18 protein-coding genes are annotated in these 14,958 nt (G+C 71.7%); 11 read left to right on the plus strand and 7 right to left on the minus strand.

From position 1 onward, the window contains the following. Positions 1-26 precede the first annotated feature (26 nt). From NAMU_RS07025 to rsrA, 3 genes are all read left to right on the plus strand, one after another. Positions 27-1,193, plus strand: coding sequence for a cytochrome P450 (locus tag NAMU_RS07025; protein WP_015746715.1), 1,167 nt, complete (start codon positions 27-29; stop codon positions 1,191-1,193). Between the two features lie 235 nt (positions 1,194-1,428). Beyond that, positions 1,429-2,067: a sigma-70 family RNA polymerase sigma factor gene (locus NAMU_RS07030; protein ID WP_407669207.1), complete on the plus strand. Its 639-nt coding sequence runs from the start codon at positions 1,429-1,431 to the stop codon at positions 2,065-2,067. After that, a complete protein-coding gene (rsrA, locus tag NAMU_RS07035; RefSeq protein ID WP_041369995.1) occupies positions 2,054-2,350 on the plus strand; it encodes a mycothiol system anti-sigma-R factor in 297 nt (98 codons plus the stop codon). Before NAMU_RS07030 ends, rsrA begins: the two co-directional genes overlap by 14 nt. Positions 2,351-2,377: 27 nt before the next feature. Here the strand turns inward: rsrA and NAMU_RS31715 are convergent, their stop codons facing one another. Beyond that, on the minus strand, positions 2,378-2,452 hold the full coding sequence (locus NAMU_RS31715) for a 50S ribosomal protein bL37 (protein WP_407669231.1): 75 nt from the start codon (positions 2,450-2,452) through the stop codon (positions 2,378-2,380). A 93-nt stretch (positions 2,453-2,545) separates the two neighbouring features. On the opposite strand from NAMU_RS31715, the gene NAMU_RS07040 reads away from it, so the two are divergent. Together NAMU_RS07040 and NAMU_RS07045 are read left to right on the plus strand one after the other, a co-directional pair. Then, the gene (locus tag NAMU_RS07040) at positions 2,546-2,761 is read left to right on the plus strand and encodes a biotin/lipoyl-binding carrier protein (protein ID WP_015746718.1); all 216 of its coding nucleotides are present in this window, start codon (positions 2,546-2,548) and stop codon (positions 2,759-2,761) included. Between the two features lie 14 nt (positions 2,762-2,775). Continuing rightward, positions 2,776-4,278 (plus strand): sensor histidine kinase, encoded by a 1,503-nt coding sequence (locus NAMU_RS07045; protein WP_015746719.1) that lies wholly within the window; start codon positions 2,776-2,778, stop codon positions 4,276-4,278. Between the two features lie 22 nt (positions 4,279-4,300). Here NAMU_RS07045 and NAMU_RS07050 read toward each other — a convergent pair whose 3' ends face one another. Both NAMU_RS07050 and NAMU_RS07055 read right to left on the minus strand, forming a co-directional pair. Further along, positions 4,301-4,552, minus strand: coding sequence for a WhiB family transcriptional regulator (locus NAMU_RS07050; protein WP_015746720.1), 252 nt, complete (start codon positions 4,550-4,552; stop codon positions 4,301-4,303). Between the two features lie 266 nt (positions 4,553-4,818). Next, on the minus strand, positions 4,819-5,736 hold the full coding sequence (locus tag NAMU_RS07055) for a diacylglycerol/lipid kinase family protein (protein ID WP_015746721.1): 918 nt from the start codon (positions 5,734-5,736) through the stop codon (positions 4,819-4,821). A gap of 140 nt (positions 5,737-5,876) precedes the next feature. Here NAMU_RS07055 and NAMU_RS07060 point away from each other — a divergent pair, with 140 nt between their 5' ends. Then, a complete protein-coding gene (locus NAMU_RS07060; RefSeq protein WP_015746722.1) occupies positions 5,877-6,305 on the plus strand; it encodes a hypothetical protein in 429 nt (142 codons plus the stop codon). On the opposite strand, the gene NAMU_RS07065 is transcribed toward NAMU_RS07060, so the two are convergent. The 3 genes from NAMU_RS07065 to NAMU_RS07075 are packed head-to-tail and all read right to left on the minus strand — an operon-like array spanning position 6,265 to position 7,950. Continuing rightward, on the minus strand, positions 6,265-6,759 hold the full coding sequence (locus NAMU_RS07065; protein ID WP_015746723.1) for a GNAT family N-acetyltransferase: 495 nt from the start codon (positions 6,757-6,759) through the stop codon (positions 6,265-6,267). The two genes, NAMU_RS07060 and NAMU_RS07065, sit on opposite strands and share 41 nt — an antisense overlap. Further along, positions 6,746-7,348, minus strand: a complete 603-nt coding sequence (locus tag NAMU_RS07070) for a histidine phosphatase family protein (RefSeq protein WP_015746724.1) — start codon at positions 7,346-7,348, stop codon at positions 6,746-6,748. Before NAMU_RS07070 ends, NAMU_RS07065 begins: the two co-directional genes overlap by 14 nt. Next, positions 7,348-7,950, minus strand: a complete 603-nt coding sequence (locus tag NAMU_RS07075; protein WP_015746725.1) for a dTDP-4-dehydrorhamnose 3,5-epimerase family protein — start codon at positions 7,948-7,950, stop codon at positions 7,348-7,350. The genes NAMU_RS07070 and NAMU_RS07075 overlap by 1 nt, the downstream gene beginning before the upstream one ends. A gap of 102 nt (positions 7,951-8,052) precedes the next feature. Between NAMU_RS07075 and NAMU_RS07080 the strand changes: the two genes are divergently transcribed. Both NAMU_RS07080 and NAMU_RS07085 read left to right on the plus strand, forming a co-directional pair. Then, positions 8,053-8,355, plus strand: a complete 303-nt coding sequence (locus NAMU_RS07080) for a 4a-hydroxytetrahydrobiopterin dehydratase (RefSeq protein ID WP_015746726.1) — start codon at positions 8,053-8,055, stop codon at positions 8,353-8,355. Between the two features lie 259 nt (positions 8,356-8,614). Further along, positions 8,615-9,850, plus strand: a complete 1,236-nt coding sequence (locus NAMU_RS07085) for an NAD(P)-dependent malic enzyme (protein ID WP_015746727.1) — start codon at positions 8,615-8,617, stop codon at positions 9,848-9,850. 180 nt (positions 9,851-10,030) lie between these two features. On the opposite strand, the gene NAMU_RS07090 is transcribed toward NAMU_RS07085, so the two are convergent. Further along, complete coding sequence (locus tag NAMU_RS07090; RefSeq protein ID WP_015746728.1) at positions 10,031-10,840, minus strand: IclR family transcriptional regulator; 810 nt, start codon at positions 10,838-10,840, stop codon at positions 10,031-10,033. Between the two features lie 73 nt (positions 10,841-10,913). Between NAMU_RS07090 and hutH the strand changes: the two genes are divergently transcribed. Genes hutH through hutI form a run of 3 tightly spaced genes read left to right on the plus strand, consistent with a single transcriptional unit; the run spans position 10,914 to position 14,877 of the window. Continuing rightward, positions 10,914-12,458, plus strand: a complete 1,545-nt coding sequence (hutH, locus tag NAMU_RS07095; RefSeq protein WP_015746729.1) for a histidine ammonia-lyase — start codon at positions 10,914-10,916, stop codon at positions 12,456-12,458. After that, positions 12,455-13,705, plus strand: coding sequence for an allantoate amidohydrolase (locus NAMU_RS07100; protein ID WP_015746730.1), 1,251 nt, complete (start codon positions 12,455-12,457; stop codon positions 13,703-13,705). Before hutH ends, NAMU_RS07100 begins: the two co-directional genes overlap by 4 nt. Then, the gene (hutI, locus tag NAMU_RS07105) at positions 13,702-14,877 is read left to right on the plus strand and encodes an imidazolonepropionase (RefSeq protein WP_015746731.1); all 1,176 of its coding nucleotides are present in this window, start codon (positions 13,702-13,704) and stop codon (positions 14,875-14,877) included. Before NAMU_RS07100 ends, hutI begins: the two co-directional genes overlap by 4 nt. Positions 14,878-14,958 lie beyond the last annotated feature (81 nt).

The raw sequence follows: 14,958 nt of genomic DNA on the forward strand, positions 1-14,958 counted from the left end.
GACAGGGTTTGTGCCACCCTTCCCTTATGACCGAAGCATTGCCGATTCCGCTGTTGTTGTCCCGTGACGGGCTGGATCCGATCGCGGAGCTGGCGCAGCGCCGGGCCAGTGAGCCGGTGGCCAAGCTCGAGCTGCCGTTCGGCATCGTCGCCTGGCTGGTCAGCGGCTACGACGAGGCCAAGCAGGTACTGGGGGACGCGACCACCTTCAGCAACGACATCGGCAACCTGACCAACGAGACCGAGGAAGACCCCGGCGGCCTGGGCATGACCGACCCGCCGTACCACACCAAGCTGCGCCGGCTGCTCACGCCGGAATTCACCATGCGCAAGCTGCAGCGGCTGCGGCCCCGGATCGAGCAGATCGTCGAAGGGCAGTTGGACGCGATCGAGGCGGCCGGGCCGGGCGCCGACCTGGTCGATCTGTTCGCCATGCCGATCCCGTCGCTGGTGATCTGCGAGCTGCTGGGCGTGCCGTACGCCGATCGCGAGGAATTCCAGGCGCTGTCCACGGCCCGGTTCGAGATGGGCGACGAGTCGCCGCTGGACGTCATCGGCACCTCTTTGGACTACCTGCAGAAACTGGTGGTCCGGGAGCGGGAGACGCCGGGTGACGGCCTGCTCGGTCAATTGATCACCGATCACGGCGACGAGCTGACCGACCGGGAGCTGGCCGGCCTGGCCGACGGCATTCTCACCGGCGGGCACGAGACCACGGCGGCGTCGCTGTCGCTGGGTGCGCTGGCCCTGATGCAGAGTCCGGACTACTACCGGGACCTGGCCGACGCCGACGAGCAGACGGTGCACCTGGCCGTGGAGGAGTTGCTGCGGTACCTGACCGTGGTGCAGGTGGCCTTCCCCCGGTTCAGCCGGACGGCGGTGCAGATTGGCGACGTCGAGATCCCGGCCGGGCAGATGGTGCTGGTGTCGCTGTCCGGGGCGGACCGGGACCCGGCCCTGGGCGAGGGCCTGGACCGCTTCGAGCCGACCCGGCCGGCCACCTCGCACCTGGGCTTCGGCTACGGCATCCACCGGTGCGTGGGCGCCGAACTGGCCCGCATCGAACTGCGGATCGCCTTCCCCGCGCTGGCCCGCCGGTTCCCGGCCCTGCGTCCGGTCCTGCCGATGTCGGAGCTGGCCTTCCGCCAGACCTCGATCGTCTACAGCGTGGAGAAGCTGCCGGTCCGCTGGTGATCGGGCGGTGCGCGGGAGGGGACCAGGGGCGGGGATCGGTGGGTGGTGATGGCAGGGTCGGTGGAATAGCCCGCCGGTCCGGGCTGTTCCAACCAGCGTGACGATCCTGCAGCAGAGCCCCGTGCGACGGGCGCCGAGACGGACCCGCCCAGGGCGGCAGGTACCCTCGACGCTGCGTCGCGCTGGTCGCGACGCGGGGGGTGCGCAGCGCCCGCCTTCGTCGACCGCGAGGCAGGTGAGGCACGTGACCACCTCGGTGGACGACGACCTGAGCCAGCGGTTCACCGAACAGGCGATGCCGCTGATCGACCAGTTGTACGCGGCCGCGCTCCGGATGACCCGCAATCCCGCCGACGCCGAGGACCTGGTCCAGGAGACCTACCTCAAGGCGTTCTCGGCCTTCAAATCCTTCACCCAGGGCACCAACCTGCGGGCCTGGCTATACCGGATTCTCACCAACACCTACATCAACGGGTACCGCAAGCGACAGCGCCAGCCCACGGTGACGGCGACCGACGAGATCACCGACTGGCAGCTGGCCTCGGCCGAATCGCACACCTCGACCGGGTTGCGATCGGCCGAGATGGACGCGCTGGACCGGCTGCCCGATTCGGACGTCAAGGAAGCACTGCAGGAGCTGCCGGAGGACTTCCGGCTGGCCGTGTACCTGGCCGACGTCGAGGGCTTCTCCTACAAGGAGATCGCCGAGATCATGGGCACCCCGTTGGGCACGGTGATGTCCCGGCTGCACCGCGGGCGGCGCCAGTTGCGCGACCTGCTCACCGATTACGCGACCGAGCGGGGCTTCCTGCGCAACCAGAGCGCAAACCAGGCAGGCGGACGAGAGGATGGACCGGGCGATGACGTGCGGTGATCCCAGCGAACTGGCCGACCCGGACTCGGGTTGTTCGGGCGTTCTGCGCGATGTGTGGCTGTTCCTGGACAACGAGATGGACCCGGCGAACCGGGCCAAGGTGCAGCAGCACCTGGACGAGTGCTCACCCTGCCTGGAAGAGGCGGGACTGGATCGAAAGCTCAAGGAGCTGCTGGCCCGCAAGTGCGGCGGTGATCGCGCCCCCGATCAGCTGCGGCATCGGGTGATCGCCAGCCTGGAGATCAACATCACCACGGTGCGGGTGACCCGCGAGCAGTCCTAGCCCGCGGGTCGGCCCCAGGCCCCAGGGTCAGGAGTTGGGGCGCTTGCCGTGGTTGGCGCCGCTCTTCTTGCGGGCCTTCTTCTTGCGTCCGCGCTTGCTCATACTTCCTCCGGTTTTCGATCTGACTCGGCCCGCGCCATCTTGCCACGCGAGAGGTGACAAGATGGACGCCTCATGCACGGCGGAGGGAAGTGGATGGCCGAGGAAGTACGGGCCGAGATGGTGGCCAACGTCTGGAAGGTGCTGGTCGCCGAGGGTGACACGGTGGCCGACGGCGACACGCTGGTGATTCTGGAGTCGATGAAGATGGAGATTCCGGTGATCGCCGAGGTGGACGGAACGGTGTCCAAGCTGGCCGTCGCGGAGGGTGGTCTCGTCCAGGAAGGCGATTTGATCGCCGAGATCTCCTGAGCGTGCCCTTCTCCATGTCGACGCTGTCGGACGTCCTGGCCGAACACTCCAGCATCTCCGGGGCGGCGGTCGCCCATTTGCAGGCGGTCGTCTCCGAGTGGCAGTTGCTGGCCGACCTGTCCTTCTCCGACCTGCTGCTGTGGGTGCCGACCGAACCTGACCGGCTGATCTGCGCCGCGCAGGCCCGGCCGACCACCGGGGTGACCGCCTTCGTCGACGACCGGGTCAAGGCCGTGGTCGCGTTGTCGGAGTTCACCCTGCTGCGGCGGGGCTGGGAAGAGGAGCGGGTCGTCTCCGACGAACCGCCGCTGGAGGCGCCGCGCAGCTGGATCCGCCGGCAGGCCATCCCGGTCCGGCACCTGGGCGAGGTGATCGCGATCATCGAACGCGACACCAGCAGCCTGGTCGGCCGCGAGGGCAGCCTGCTGGAGACGGCCTACGTCGACGCGGCCGACGATCTGTTCCAGATGGTCTGCGACGGCAGTTTCCCGCCGCCGGGGCGTCCGGCCGAGTTGCACACCGGGCCCCGGGCCGGGGACGGGCTGCTCCGGCTGGACGCCGACGGCAAGGTGGTCTACGTCAGCCCGAACGCGCTGTCGGCCTACCACCGGCTGGCCTACAACGGGGAGATGCTCGGCCAGTCGCTGGCCCAGTTGACCCGCGGGCTGATCGACGATCCGTTCGACGCCAGCGAGCTGGAGACCCGGATCACCGACGCGGTCGCCGGGCGGCCGAGCCTGCGGATGGAGGTCGAGGCCAAGGCGGCGACGGTGCTGTTCCGGGCGTTGCCGCTGCGGCCGCACGGGCGCGCCTCCGGGGCCCTGGTGCTGGTCCGGGACGTGACTGAGGTCCGTCGCCGGGACCGGGCGCTGCTGAGCAAGGACGCCACGATCCGCGAGATCCACCATCGGGTGAAGAACAACCTGCAGACGGTGGCCGCGCTGCTGCGGATGCAGGCCCGCCGCTCGGCCGATCCGTCGGTCCGGCAGGCGCTGGGGGAGTCGGTGCGCCGGGTGGCCTCGATCGCCATGGTGCACGAGACCCTGTCCACCTCACCGGACGACCGGGTCGATCTCGATCAGATCGTGGACCGGCTGGTGCCGATGATCTCCGATGTCGCCGCGGCCGAGACCTCGGCGCGGGTGCGCCGGGTCGGCTCATTCGGCATCCTGGGTGCCGAGCTGGCCACCCCGCTGGTGATGGTGCTGGCCGAGGTGGTGCAGAACGCGCTGCAGCATGCCTTCGAGCCCGCGCCGGACGCTCCGGTGGGCGACGAGCAGGCGCAGGTGCGCATCACCGTCGATCGGTCGGCTAAGCAGCTCGACATCGTGGTCAGCGACAACGGGGTGGGCCTGCCCGCCGGTTTCGCCGTCGAGCAGGCCTCCGGGTTGGGGCTGCAGATCGTGCGCACGCTGGTCGAGGCCGAGCTTCTGGGCACCATCGAAATGGGTGACCGCACGCCGGAGCCGGGAACTTTCGTCCGCATGTCGGTGCCGCTGCGCGGCCGCACCAAATGATCAGGTCGAACCAGGGGAGCGGTTACATGCTCCGGGCGCGGGCCCGGGCGCGGCGACGCTTGAGCGACCGACGCTCGTCCTCGCTCATGGCGCCCCACACACCGGCGTCCTGGCCGGTCTCCAGGGCCCAGGCCAAGCACTCGCTCGTCACCGGGCACCGTTGGCACACCGCCTTGGCCTCGGCGATCTGCAGCAGTGCAGGGCCGGAGTTGCCGACGGGAAAAAAGAGCTCGGGGTCTTCGTCGCGGCAGATCGCGCGGTGACGCCAGTCCATGGGTGTGCTCCTCGGTCATGCGCCGGATCGGTGGGATCCGACCGGTATCGAATTGGTCGCCAGGCGGCTTCATCGCCCCCGCACGACCTGCTTGTGAATGCTTTCACATGGGACGTTCGTGTCAAGGTTTTGTCACGTCGGGGTTACGGACGTCACTCCAAGATCGCGTGACGCCGTGGCCCTGAGAATCATGATGCCTGGTCGACACGATTCAGACCAGGGTTAGTGACCATGAACTCGGCGCGTCATCGGGCCGCGGGCCGGACTCACACTACTAACCGCAGCGCCCGAGGAACAGAGGTGAATTTGACTTCTGACCGTTCCCCCAGGTAATCGCCGTCCATCTGAAAGGCGACCGGCTCCCGGCAGCGCACCGTGGCCCAGGGCACGTCGTCGGTGCGGACGACGTGTTTGCCCCCGCTGGTGCGCCCGCTGACGATCGCGGTGGCGGCCTGCAGACCATGCGGCAGGGACATGCTGGTCAACGCGAACACGCCCAGGCCGGTGGTGGGGGAGGTGCCGGGATTGGTCCGGATCGGCACGTTGCCCAGGTAGGTCCACGGGTCGACGTTGGAGACGAACACCAGGTGGGCGTCGTCGATCCGGTCCCGGCCGGGCAGCTCCAGGCTTATCCGTGGGGTGCGTCGGTGGGCCCGGAAGAACTGCAGGATCGCGTCCCGTACATGCATCGCGTTGGTGATGGTGCGGCCGGCGGCCCGCCGTTTCTCCACCGCGCGGACCGTCTCGGCGTCCAGACCGAGGCCGGCGTTGAAGGTGAAGTACCGCTCGTCGGCCCGACCGAGGGAGACCGTGCGCACCCGTTGCGCGGCCAACGCCTCCAGGATCTGCTCGGTGGCCACGGTCGGGTCCGGATCGACCCCCATCGCCCGGGCGAAGACGTTGGTGGATCCGCCGGGGACGACCGCCAGCATCGGCACGTCCGGCCGCACCCCGCGGTACATCAGGCCGTTGGCGACCTCGTTGACGGTGCCGTCGCCGCCGTGCACCACCACCACGTCCACCCCGCTGTCGGCCGCCGCGGCGGCCAGGTGGGCGGCGTGCCCGCGGCTCTCGGTCCGGGCCACCTTCAGGGACAGCTCACCGGCCAAGGCGTGGGCCAACAGGTCGCGCCGGCGCTCCGTGGTGGAGGTGGCGTGGGGGTTGACGATCAGCAGTGCGCGCATCGCCCGGCAGCCTACGTGGGTATCGTGAGCCGGTGCTGGCGCGGTTGATCCAGCCGTGACGAGGCAGCCTCCACGAGGCAGCCTCCACGAGGCAGCAGTCACGAGGCAGCAGCGACGAGGCAGTGAGGTGGGGAGCGAGCGTGGAGCCTGATCCGCCGCCGCTGAGCATCCCGCCACCCGGTCCGGTCCGGGCCGCCGCCGGCCTGGTGCTGCTCGAGGCCCTGGGTCTGCTGGCGTTGGCCGGGATCAATCTGGTCTCCGGACTGTCCGAGTCGCTTTCGGTTGGCCGGACCCTGGCCCAGGTCGCGTACTACCTGGTGATCGCGGCGGCGTTGGTCCTGTGCGCGACCGGTCTGTTGCGTGGTCGCCGCTGGGCCCGCACGCCGAGCCTGGTGGCGCAGATCGTGGTGTTCGCCATCGGGGTCTGGCTGATCGCACCGAGCGGGCAGTTGCTCTGGGGGCCGCTGCTCGTGCTGGTCGGGGGAGCGGGCGCGGCGCTGCTGCTGAGCAAGCCGACGAACGCGTGGATCAGCCGGTTCCCGCTGCCGTTCGCAGAGCCGGACCGGTGAGCCGGAACGTCGTCCAGCCGTTCATCGGCACCGCGTCCAGCGACCGGTAGAACTCGATCGAGGGCGTGTTCCAGTCCAGCACCGACCACTCGACGCGGGCGTAGCCGCGATCGACGGCGATCTGCGCCAACCGGGTCAGCAGTGCCTTGCCCAGACCGGAGCCGCGCTGCTGCGGCCGGACGAACAGGTCCTCCAGGTAGATGCCGTGCACGCCCTCCCAGGTGGAGAAGTTCAGGAAGTACAGGGCGAACCCGGCCACCGGCTCGTCCGGCTCGGAGGCGATGAGCCCGAACAGGGCCGGGCTCGGCCCGAACAGGGCGGAATGCAGCTGCGCCGCGGTCAGGTGGCACTGCTCGGGCGCCTTCTCGTAGGCGGCGAGGTCGTGCACGAGGGCGACGACCGCGGGCACGTCGGCCGGCGCGATCGGCCGGATCCGCGGATCAGGAACCGACATGCGGCGGCCGGAACGGGATGATGTTGGCGTGGTCCAGGCAGGGCTCGTCGTGGTAGGTGCCCAGGACGGTCACCGCCGCCGGGTTCATCTGGATCAGCCCGCCGTGCTGGACCGGCAGTCCCAGCCAGCGCATGGCCAGCACCCGCGAGATGTGGCCGTGGCAGAACAGGGCCACGTCGCCGTCGACCAGCTTGTCCTTGGCCCGGGCCAGCACCCGGTCGCACCGGTCGGCCACCTGCTCGGGTGACTCGCCGCCGGGGGCGCCGTGCTTGAAGATCGACCACCCGGGGTTGGTCTGGTGGATCTGCTTGCTGGTGATGCCCTCGTAGTCCCCGTACGCCCACTCGGCCAGGTCCGGCACCACCTCGTCGATGTGCAGGCCGGCCAGCGTCGCCGTGCGCTGGGCCCGCAGGCGCGGGCTGCTCCACACCGTCACCGGGGACAGCTCGACGCCCCAGAGCAGGCTGGGGATCGTCATGGCCTGGTGCACGCCCTCGTCGGTGAGGTCGATGTCGGTCGTCGAGGTGTGCTGGCCCGAGCGGCTCCACTCGGTCTGACCGTGCCGGATCAGGGCGATGCGGTTGGTCATCAGGCGCCTTTCAGGCTGTCGACGTAGGTCCGGCAGGTCTGCCAGTCCGGGAGCAGTCCCTGCTCGGCCGCCTCGGCCAGGGTCGGGGCGGCCGAGTCCTTGTCCGAGAGCAAGAAGTCGACCCCCTCGGGCAACGGCAGGTTCAGGGCCGGGTCCAGCGGGTTGACCCCGTGCTCGCGGCCGGGCGAGTATCCGGTCGAGCACAGGTAGGTCAGCGTGGTGTTGTCCTCCAGGGCGACGAAGGCGTGGCCCAGGCCCTCGCTGATGTAGACCGCCCGGCGGTGCTCGCCGTCGAGCCGGACCACGTCGCAGACCCCGAAGGTCGGCGAGCCCACCCGCAGATCGACCATGTAGTCCAGGACCGCGCCGCGGGGGCAGGTGACGTACTTGGCCTGGCCGGGTGGGACGTCGGAGAAGTGCACGCCGCGCAAGGTCCCGGCCCGGGACACCGACAGGTTCGCCTGGGCCAGGGTCAGCGGGTGACCGACCGCCTCCTCCAGCCGCTCGACCTTGAACCACTCCAGGAAGACGCCTCGCGGGTCGCCGTGCTGGACGGGGGTGAACTCAAATGCTCCGGGTACCTGGAGCTCGCGGACCTGCATGATTGCGGATCCTATTGGCCGTGCCGGCCGCGCCGCCAACCAGGACGAGTCGGCCCGGTCGACGGGCCGTCATCGCACCCCGGCCGGGGTTAGTTTGGTTTCATGAGCCTGCTCAGCTCCGCGGACATCGACACTGCCCTGGACGCCCTGCCCGGCTGGGGCGGCGACGCCGCCGACATTCGCTGCCGGTACCGGGCCACGGACTTCCCGACGGCCATCGCCCTGGTGGACGCGGTGGCGGTGGTCGCCGAGGAGGCCGGCCACCATCCGGACATCGACATCCGCTGGCGCGAGGTGCTGTTCGTCCTGTCCACCCATTCCGAGGGCGGGGTCACCGGCAAGGACCTCGAACTGGCCGCGCGCATCGACGGCATCGCCCGCGGGATGAGCATCACCGCATCCTGAGCACCGGGCCTGAGCACCGGGCCTGATCAGCGCTGCCGCCGGGGACACGCCGGGGTTATGACTTCCGGCGTTCGTGGTGCATCATGAGTTCACCCTTTGCAGTGCCCGTATCACCAGCATCCTTTCCGATGGACCGACCAGGCCCATACGGACCGGCAGCCCGGAGCGCCCACCGCGCGCTCGACTGACCGGCTCCGCTCATCACTCTCATCCGCGCTGTCGGCGGATGCCGCCTGCTCGACCTCGTCGGAGATCTCCCATGCTCACCACCCTCGACTGTCCGGACACGACCCTGCCTGCTCAGCCTGCTCCCGCGCCCGTGGCGCGACCCGGCGGATTCACCGCCGACGACGTCCTGGACGCGCACCGCGGCGGCAAACTCTCGATCGAATTGCGCTCGCCGCTGGTCGACAAGCGCGACCTGTCAATGATGTACACCCCCGGGGTGGCCGGCGTGTCCAGCCTGATCGCCCGCGACCCGGCGGCGGCGCGTGAGTACACCTGGGCGTCCCGCCTGGTCGCCGTCATCTCCGACGGCACCGCCGTGCTCGGCCTGGGCGACATCGGCCCGAAGGCCTCGCTGCCGGTGATGGAGGGCAAGTCCGCCCTCATGCGCTCGTTCGCCGGGCTGGACTCCGTGCCGATCGTGCTCAGCACCACCGACCCGGACGAGATCGTGGCCGCGGTGAAGGCGATCGCGCCCTCGTTCGGCGCGATCAACCTGGAGGACATCTCCGCGCCCCGCTGCTTCGAGGTCGAGGAGCGGCTGGTCGAGGCGCTGGACATCCCGGTGATGCACGACGACCAGCACGGCACCGCGGTGGTCGTGCTGGCCGCGTTGATGAACGCCGCCTCGGTCATCCAGCGGGTGATGGTCGACCTGAAGGTCGTCATCGCCGGGGCCGGTGCCGCCGGGATCGCCTGCGCCAAGATCCTGCTGGCGGCGGGCGTGCGGGATCTGGTCATGGTCGACTCCAAGGGCATCCTGTCGGTGGGTCGGGACGGGCTGCACCCGGTCAAGCAGCAGATGGCCGCGGTGACCAACCCGCGCGGGCTCGCCGGCGACCTGGCCCAGGCCATGGACGGGGCCGACGTGTTCATCGGGGTGTCCGGCGGGGCCGTCGATCCGGCTCTGGTCCGCACCATGGGTCCGCAGCCGATCGTGTTCGCGCTGGCCAACCCGAACCCGGAGATCCACCCCGAGCAGGCGCTGGCCAACGGCGCCGCGGTGGTGGCCACCGGACGCAGCGACTTCCCGAACCAGATCAACAACGTGCTGGCCTTCCCGGGCATCTTCCTGGGCGCGCTGGACGGGCGGGCCACCCGGATCACCGAAGGCATGAAGGTGGCCGCGGCCGGCGCGATCTGCGCGGCCGTGCCCGGCCGGGCGGACGCCGGCCGGATCGTGCCCGACCCGTTCACCCCGGGCCTGGCCAGGATGGTGGCCGATGCCGTCATGGCCGCGGCGGCCGCCGAGAACGTGGTCGCCGGCTAGCCGCCGACCGGCTGCGGACGAGCGGTTCGACGTCCGGGCCACCCGAACCGCCGGAGCCCCAACCATCGGCTCCGGTTCACTCGCGGCCCTCGCCCCCCACCATCGGGGCGGGGGCCGCGGGCTTGTTCCCGGCCTCCGGGACCGGTTGCGGTCGGTGTTGTCGGGTTCGGGTCGGGGTTTTTAGTCCGGGACGCGTCCGCCGATCGCGGTGGTGATCTCCCGGGCCGCTGCTCGTACCGGCGCGGCCAGCTCGGCGAAGTCCGCGCCACAGGCCCGCTCGGCCGGGGTCCCGTCGGTCCGCACCGCGGGGCAGCGATGCCCGATGGTGATGCCGACCGCGGCGATCGGAACCCGGTTGTGGTCGAACACCGCGGCGGCCACCGACGCCGCGCCGGCGCTGATCCGGCCGTCCTCGATCGCCCAGCCACGGCGCCGGGTGACGGTCAGGTCGGCGCGCAGGTCGGGCAGCGTGCGCGGCCCGCGCCCGGTCCGGTCCACGAAGCTGTCGCGGTCGGGGAACAGCGCCCGCACCTGCCCGGCCGGCAGGTGGGCCAGGATGGACAGCCCGGTGGCAGTCAGCGCGGCCGGCAGCCGCACGCCGACCTCGGTGACCAGGGTCGGGGTACGGCCGGCCTTCTCCTTGGCCAGGTAGAGCGTCTGCGCGCCGTGCAGCACGCCCAGATGGGCGGTGCCGGCGGCGGCCGAACCCAACCGGGCCAGCACCGGCCGGCCCACCCGCTCCAACGGCTGCCCGCGCAGGTACGCGCTGCCGATCTCGAACGCGGCCAGGCCCAGACCCCATCGGCGGTCCTCGGCCAGGTGCACGGCGAAGCCGGCCGCGGCCAGCTCGGTGAGCAGCTCGTAGGTGGTGGAGCGGGGCAGGTCCAGGTCCCGGGCGATGGCCGCGGCCGACACCGGGGTCGCGCGCGAGGCGAGCAGGTGCAGCACGGCCAGTCCCTTGCCCAGGGCGGGGGCCGCCGGTCGACTCATGTGTCCGGTATACCGGACACAATCGGCCGGCGCCCAGTCGCGGCGAGGTGCGTCCGCATCATCCAATGAAGCGGTGACGAGCCCTCTGCAGATCGGAACCCAGCCCCTGACCCAGGCCGACGTGGTCGCGGTCGTGCGGCACGCCCGCCCGGTCGTCCTCGGCCCCGACGCGCTGGCCGCGATGGCCGCCAGCCGGGCCGTCGTGGACACCCTGGCCGGCGACGCGCACCCGCACTACGGCATCTCCACCGGGTTCGGTGCCCTAGCCACGACGTCCATCCCGCCGTCCCGGCGGACGGCGCTGCAGCAGTCGCTGATCCGGTCGCACGCCGCCGGCAGCGGTGAGCCGGTCGAGCGGGAGGTGGTCCGCGGCCTGATGCTGCTGCGGCTGGCCACCCTGGCCCGCGGTCGCACCGGTGTCCGGCCGGCCACTGCCGCCCTGCTGGCCGCCACCCTGTCCGCGGGGATCACCCCGGTCGTCCCCGAATACGGTTCGCTGGGGTGCTCGGGCGACCTGGCCCCGCTGGCCGCCGTCGCCCTGACCCTGATCGGCGAAGGGGAGGTGCACGACGCGCGGGGTCGGCGCCGCCCGGCGGCCGATGCGCTGGCCGAGGCCGGTCTGACCCCGGTGACGTTGGCCGAGAAGGAGGGCCTGGCCCTGATCAACGGCACCGACGGCATGCTGGGCATGCTGGTGCTGGCCCTGCACGACCTGGCCGGTCTGCTGGACGCGGCCGACCTGGCCGCCGCGATGTCGGTGGAAGCCCTGCTGGGCACCGACCGGGTGTTCGCCGCAGACCTGCAGCGGTTGCGCCCGCAGGCCGGACAGGCGGTCAGTGCGGCCCGGATCGCGGCCGCGCTGGCCGGCTCGCCGATCGTTGCCTCGCACGCCGGGCCCGAGGACACCCGGGTGCAGGACGCCTACTCGCTGCGCTGTGCCCCGGCCGTGCACGGCACCGCGCGGGACACGGCGGGGTACGCCGCCGCCGTCGCCGATCGGGAGCTGGCCTCCTCCATCGACAACCCGGTCGTGCTGCCGGACGGACGGGTCGAGTCCAACGGCAACTTCCACGGCGCCCCGATCGCGGCCGTGCTGGACTTCCTGGCCATCTCGGTGGCCGACGTGGCCAGCATCTGCGAGCGGCGGACGGACCGGATGCTCGACCGCACCCGGTCGCACGGGCTGCCGCCGTTCCTGGCCCACGAGGTCGGCGTGGACTCCGGGCTGATGATCGCCCAGTACACCCAGGCCGGCATCGTCAGCGAGCTCAAGCGGCTGGCCGTCCCGGCCTCGGTCGACTCGATCCCCTCGTCGGCCATGCAGGAGGACCACGTTTCCATGGGCTGGCACGCGGCCCGCAAGCTGCGCCGCGCGGTGGACGGGCTGCGCCAGGTCATCGCCATCGAGATGCTCGCCGCGGCAAGAGCTCTGGACCTGCGCGCGCCGCTGGCCGCGGGCCCGGTGACCGGCGCGATGCGCGAGGTCATCCGGACGGCGGTGCCCGGCCCGGGGCCGGATCGTCATCTGGCGCCGGAGATCGAGGCCGTGGTAGCACTGTTGGCGTCGGGAGCCATCCTCGCCGCCGGGTCGCCGGCCGCACCCGGCCCGGTCCGATGAGCAGGGAGAACGCCGTGAGATTCGGTCCGACGCCGGGGGACGGCAGCCGGTTCGCCAGCGCCTGGTCCGACCTGGCCGGGATCGGCCGCGACCAGCTGCGCGGCGGGTTCTCCCGGCACGTGTTCGACGATGCCGAGATGCAGTTGCGGGCTTGGTTCGTCGAGCAGGCCCAGCGGCGCGGGCTCGAGGTCGAGAACGACCGCAACGGCAACGTGTGGGCCTGGTGGGGCGCGCCGGCGCCGGGGGCGGTGGTGACCGGATCACACCTGGACTCGGTCCCCGGCGGGGGCGCCTTCGACGGGCCGCTCGGCGTGGTGTCCGGCCTGCTGGCCGTCGACGAGCTCCGGCTGCGCGGCGTCACTCCCGACCGGCCGCTGGCCATCGCCTGCTTCATGGAGGAGGAGGGCGGCCGCTTCGGCCTGCCCTGCCTGGGCTCCCGCCTGCTGACCGGCGCGGTCGACCCCGACCACGTGCGGCGCCTGCACGACGCCGACGGGGTCTCGGTCGCCGACGCCGCCCGCCGGGTCGGCTTCGACCCGTCGACGATGGGACCCGACCCGGCCCGGCTGGCCTCCATCGGCACCTTCGTCGAACTGCACATCGAGCAGGGCCGGCTGCTGCGTTCGGTGGACCCGCTGGCCGTGATCGGGGTGGCCTCGGAGATCGTCGCGCACGGCCGCTGGCGGATCACGGTGAGCGGGCAGGGCAACCACGCCGGCACCACCGCGGTCGCCGACCGGCACGACCCGATGATCCCGGCCGCGGCCGCGGTGCTGGCCGCCCGCCGGGTGCTCAGCGGCTTCGAGGGGGCGGTCGCCACCATTGGCCGGATCACCCCGGTACCCGGCGGCACCAACGTCATCGCCTCGTCGGTGGCCCTGTGGTTGGACGTGCGGCATACCGATGCCCTGGTCACCGCCGCGATCGTGGACGCGATCGTGGCCGAGGTCCGGGCCGAGGCGGCCGCCGAGGGCTGCACCGTGATGGTGCAGCGCGAGTCGATGTCCGACCAGGTCGCCTTCGATCCCGGGCTGGGACTGGAGATCTCCGGCCGGCTGGGTGCCCCGGTCATCCCGACCGCGGCCGGGCACGACGCCGGCGTCTTCGCCGCGCACGTGCCCACCGCCATGGTGTTTGTCCGCAATCCCGCCGGGGTATCCCATGCTCCGGACGAACACGCCGACGCGGACGACTGCGCGGTCGGCGTACAGGCGCTGGCAACCGTACTGGAGACCTTGCTCACGTGACATCAACTCTGCTGCGCGGCATGTCGGAGCTGGTGACGAACGACCCGACCCTGGGTCCGACCGCCCTGGGGCTGATCGAGGACGCCGCGCTGATCATCCAGGACGGCCGGGTGGCCTGGGTCGGGCCGGCCGGGACGGCCCCGCCGGCGGACCAGGCCGTCGATCTGGGCGGCCGGGCCGTCCTACCCGGCTGGGTGGATTCGCACAGCCACGTGATCTACGCCGGCGATCGGTCGGCCGAGTTCGCCGCGCGGATGGCCGGGGAGCCCTACCGGGCGGGCGGCATGCGCGCGACCGTCGAGGCGACCCGGGCCGTGGACGACCGGACCCTGCTGGCCACCGCCCGCCGGCACCGGGCCGAGATGCTGCTCGGCGGCACCACCTGCGCCGAGACCAAGACCGGTTACGGGCTGACGGTGCCCGACGAGCGCCGGGCCGCGCTCACCGCGACCGCCGCCGGCTTCGACGAGATCACCTTCCTGGGCGCGCATGTCGTACCGGTCGAGTACGCCAAGGACCCCGACGGGTACGTCGACCTGGTCTGCGGGCCGATGCTGGAGGCCGTGGCCGATGCGGTGCGCTGGATCGACGTGTTCTGCGAGGACGGGGCGTTCGACGAGGCGCAGAGCCGCCGGGTGCTGGCCGCCGGTCAGCGCAAGGGGCTGGGGCTGCGGGTGCACGGCAACCAGCTCGGGCCCGGACCGGGCGTGCGCCTCGCGGTGGACCTGGGCGCGGCCTCGGTCGATCACTGCACCCACCTGACCCCGACCGATCTCGAGGCCCTGGCCGCGTCCTCGACGGTGGCCACCCTGCTGCCGGCCTGCGACCTGTCCACCCGGCAGCCGCCGGCCCCGGGCCGGGCCCTGCTCGACGCCGGCGCTCGGGTGGCGCTGGCGTCCAACTGCAATCCGGGCTCGTCCTACACCTCGTCGATGAACCTGGTCGTCGCGCTGGCCGTGCTGCAGTGCGCGATGTCCACCGCCGAGGCGGTGCACGCGGCGACGGCCGGCGGGGCCGCGGCGCTGCGCCGCGACGACGTCGGCCACCTCGCTCCGGGGGCGTGGGCCGACCTGCACGTGCTGGACGCCCCCAGTCACGCCTACCTGGCCTACCGAGTCGGAATGCCATTGACCCATCGGGTGTTTCGGCACGGGGTCGAGATCACCGGCTGATCCCGGGTCGACCGTCAGTCGACCGCCGGTCGATCACCGGGTCGATGCCGCCGTGCCCGTCCGGTCACCCCGGCGGTGGGG

It is taken from the genome of Nakamurella multipartita DSM 44233, assembly GCF_000024365.1.
Taxonomy (GTDB): Bacteria; Actinomycetota; Actinomycetes; order Mycobacteriales; family Nakamurellaceae; genus Nakamurella; species Nakamurella multipartita.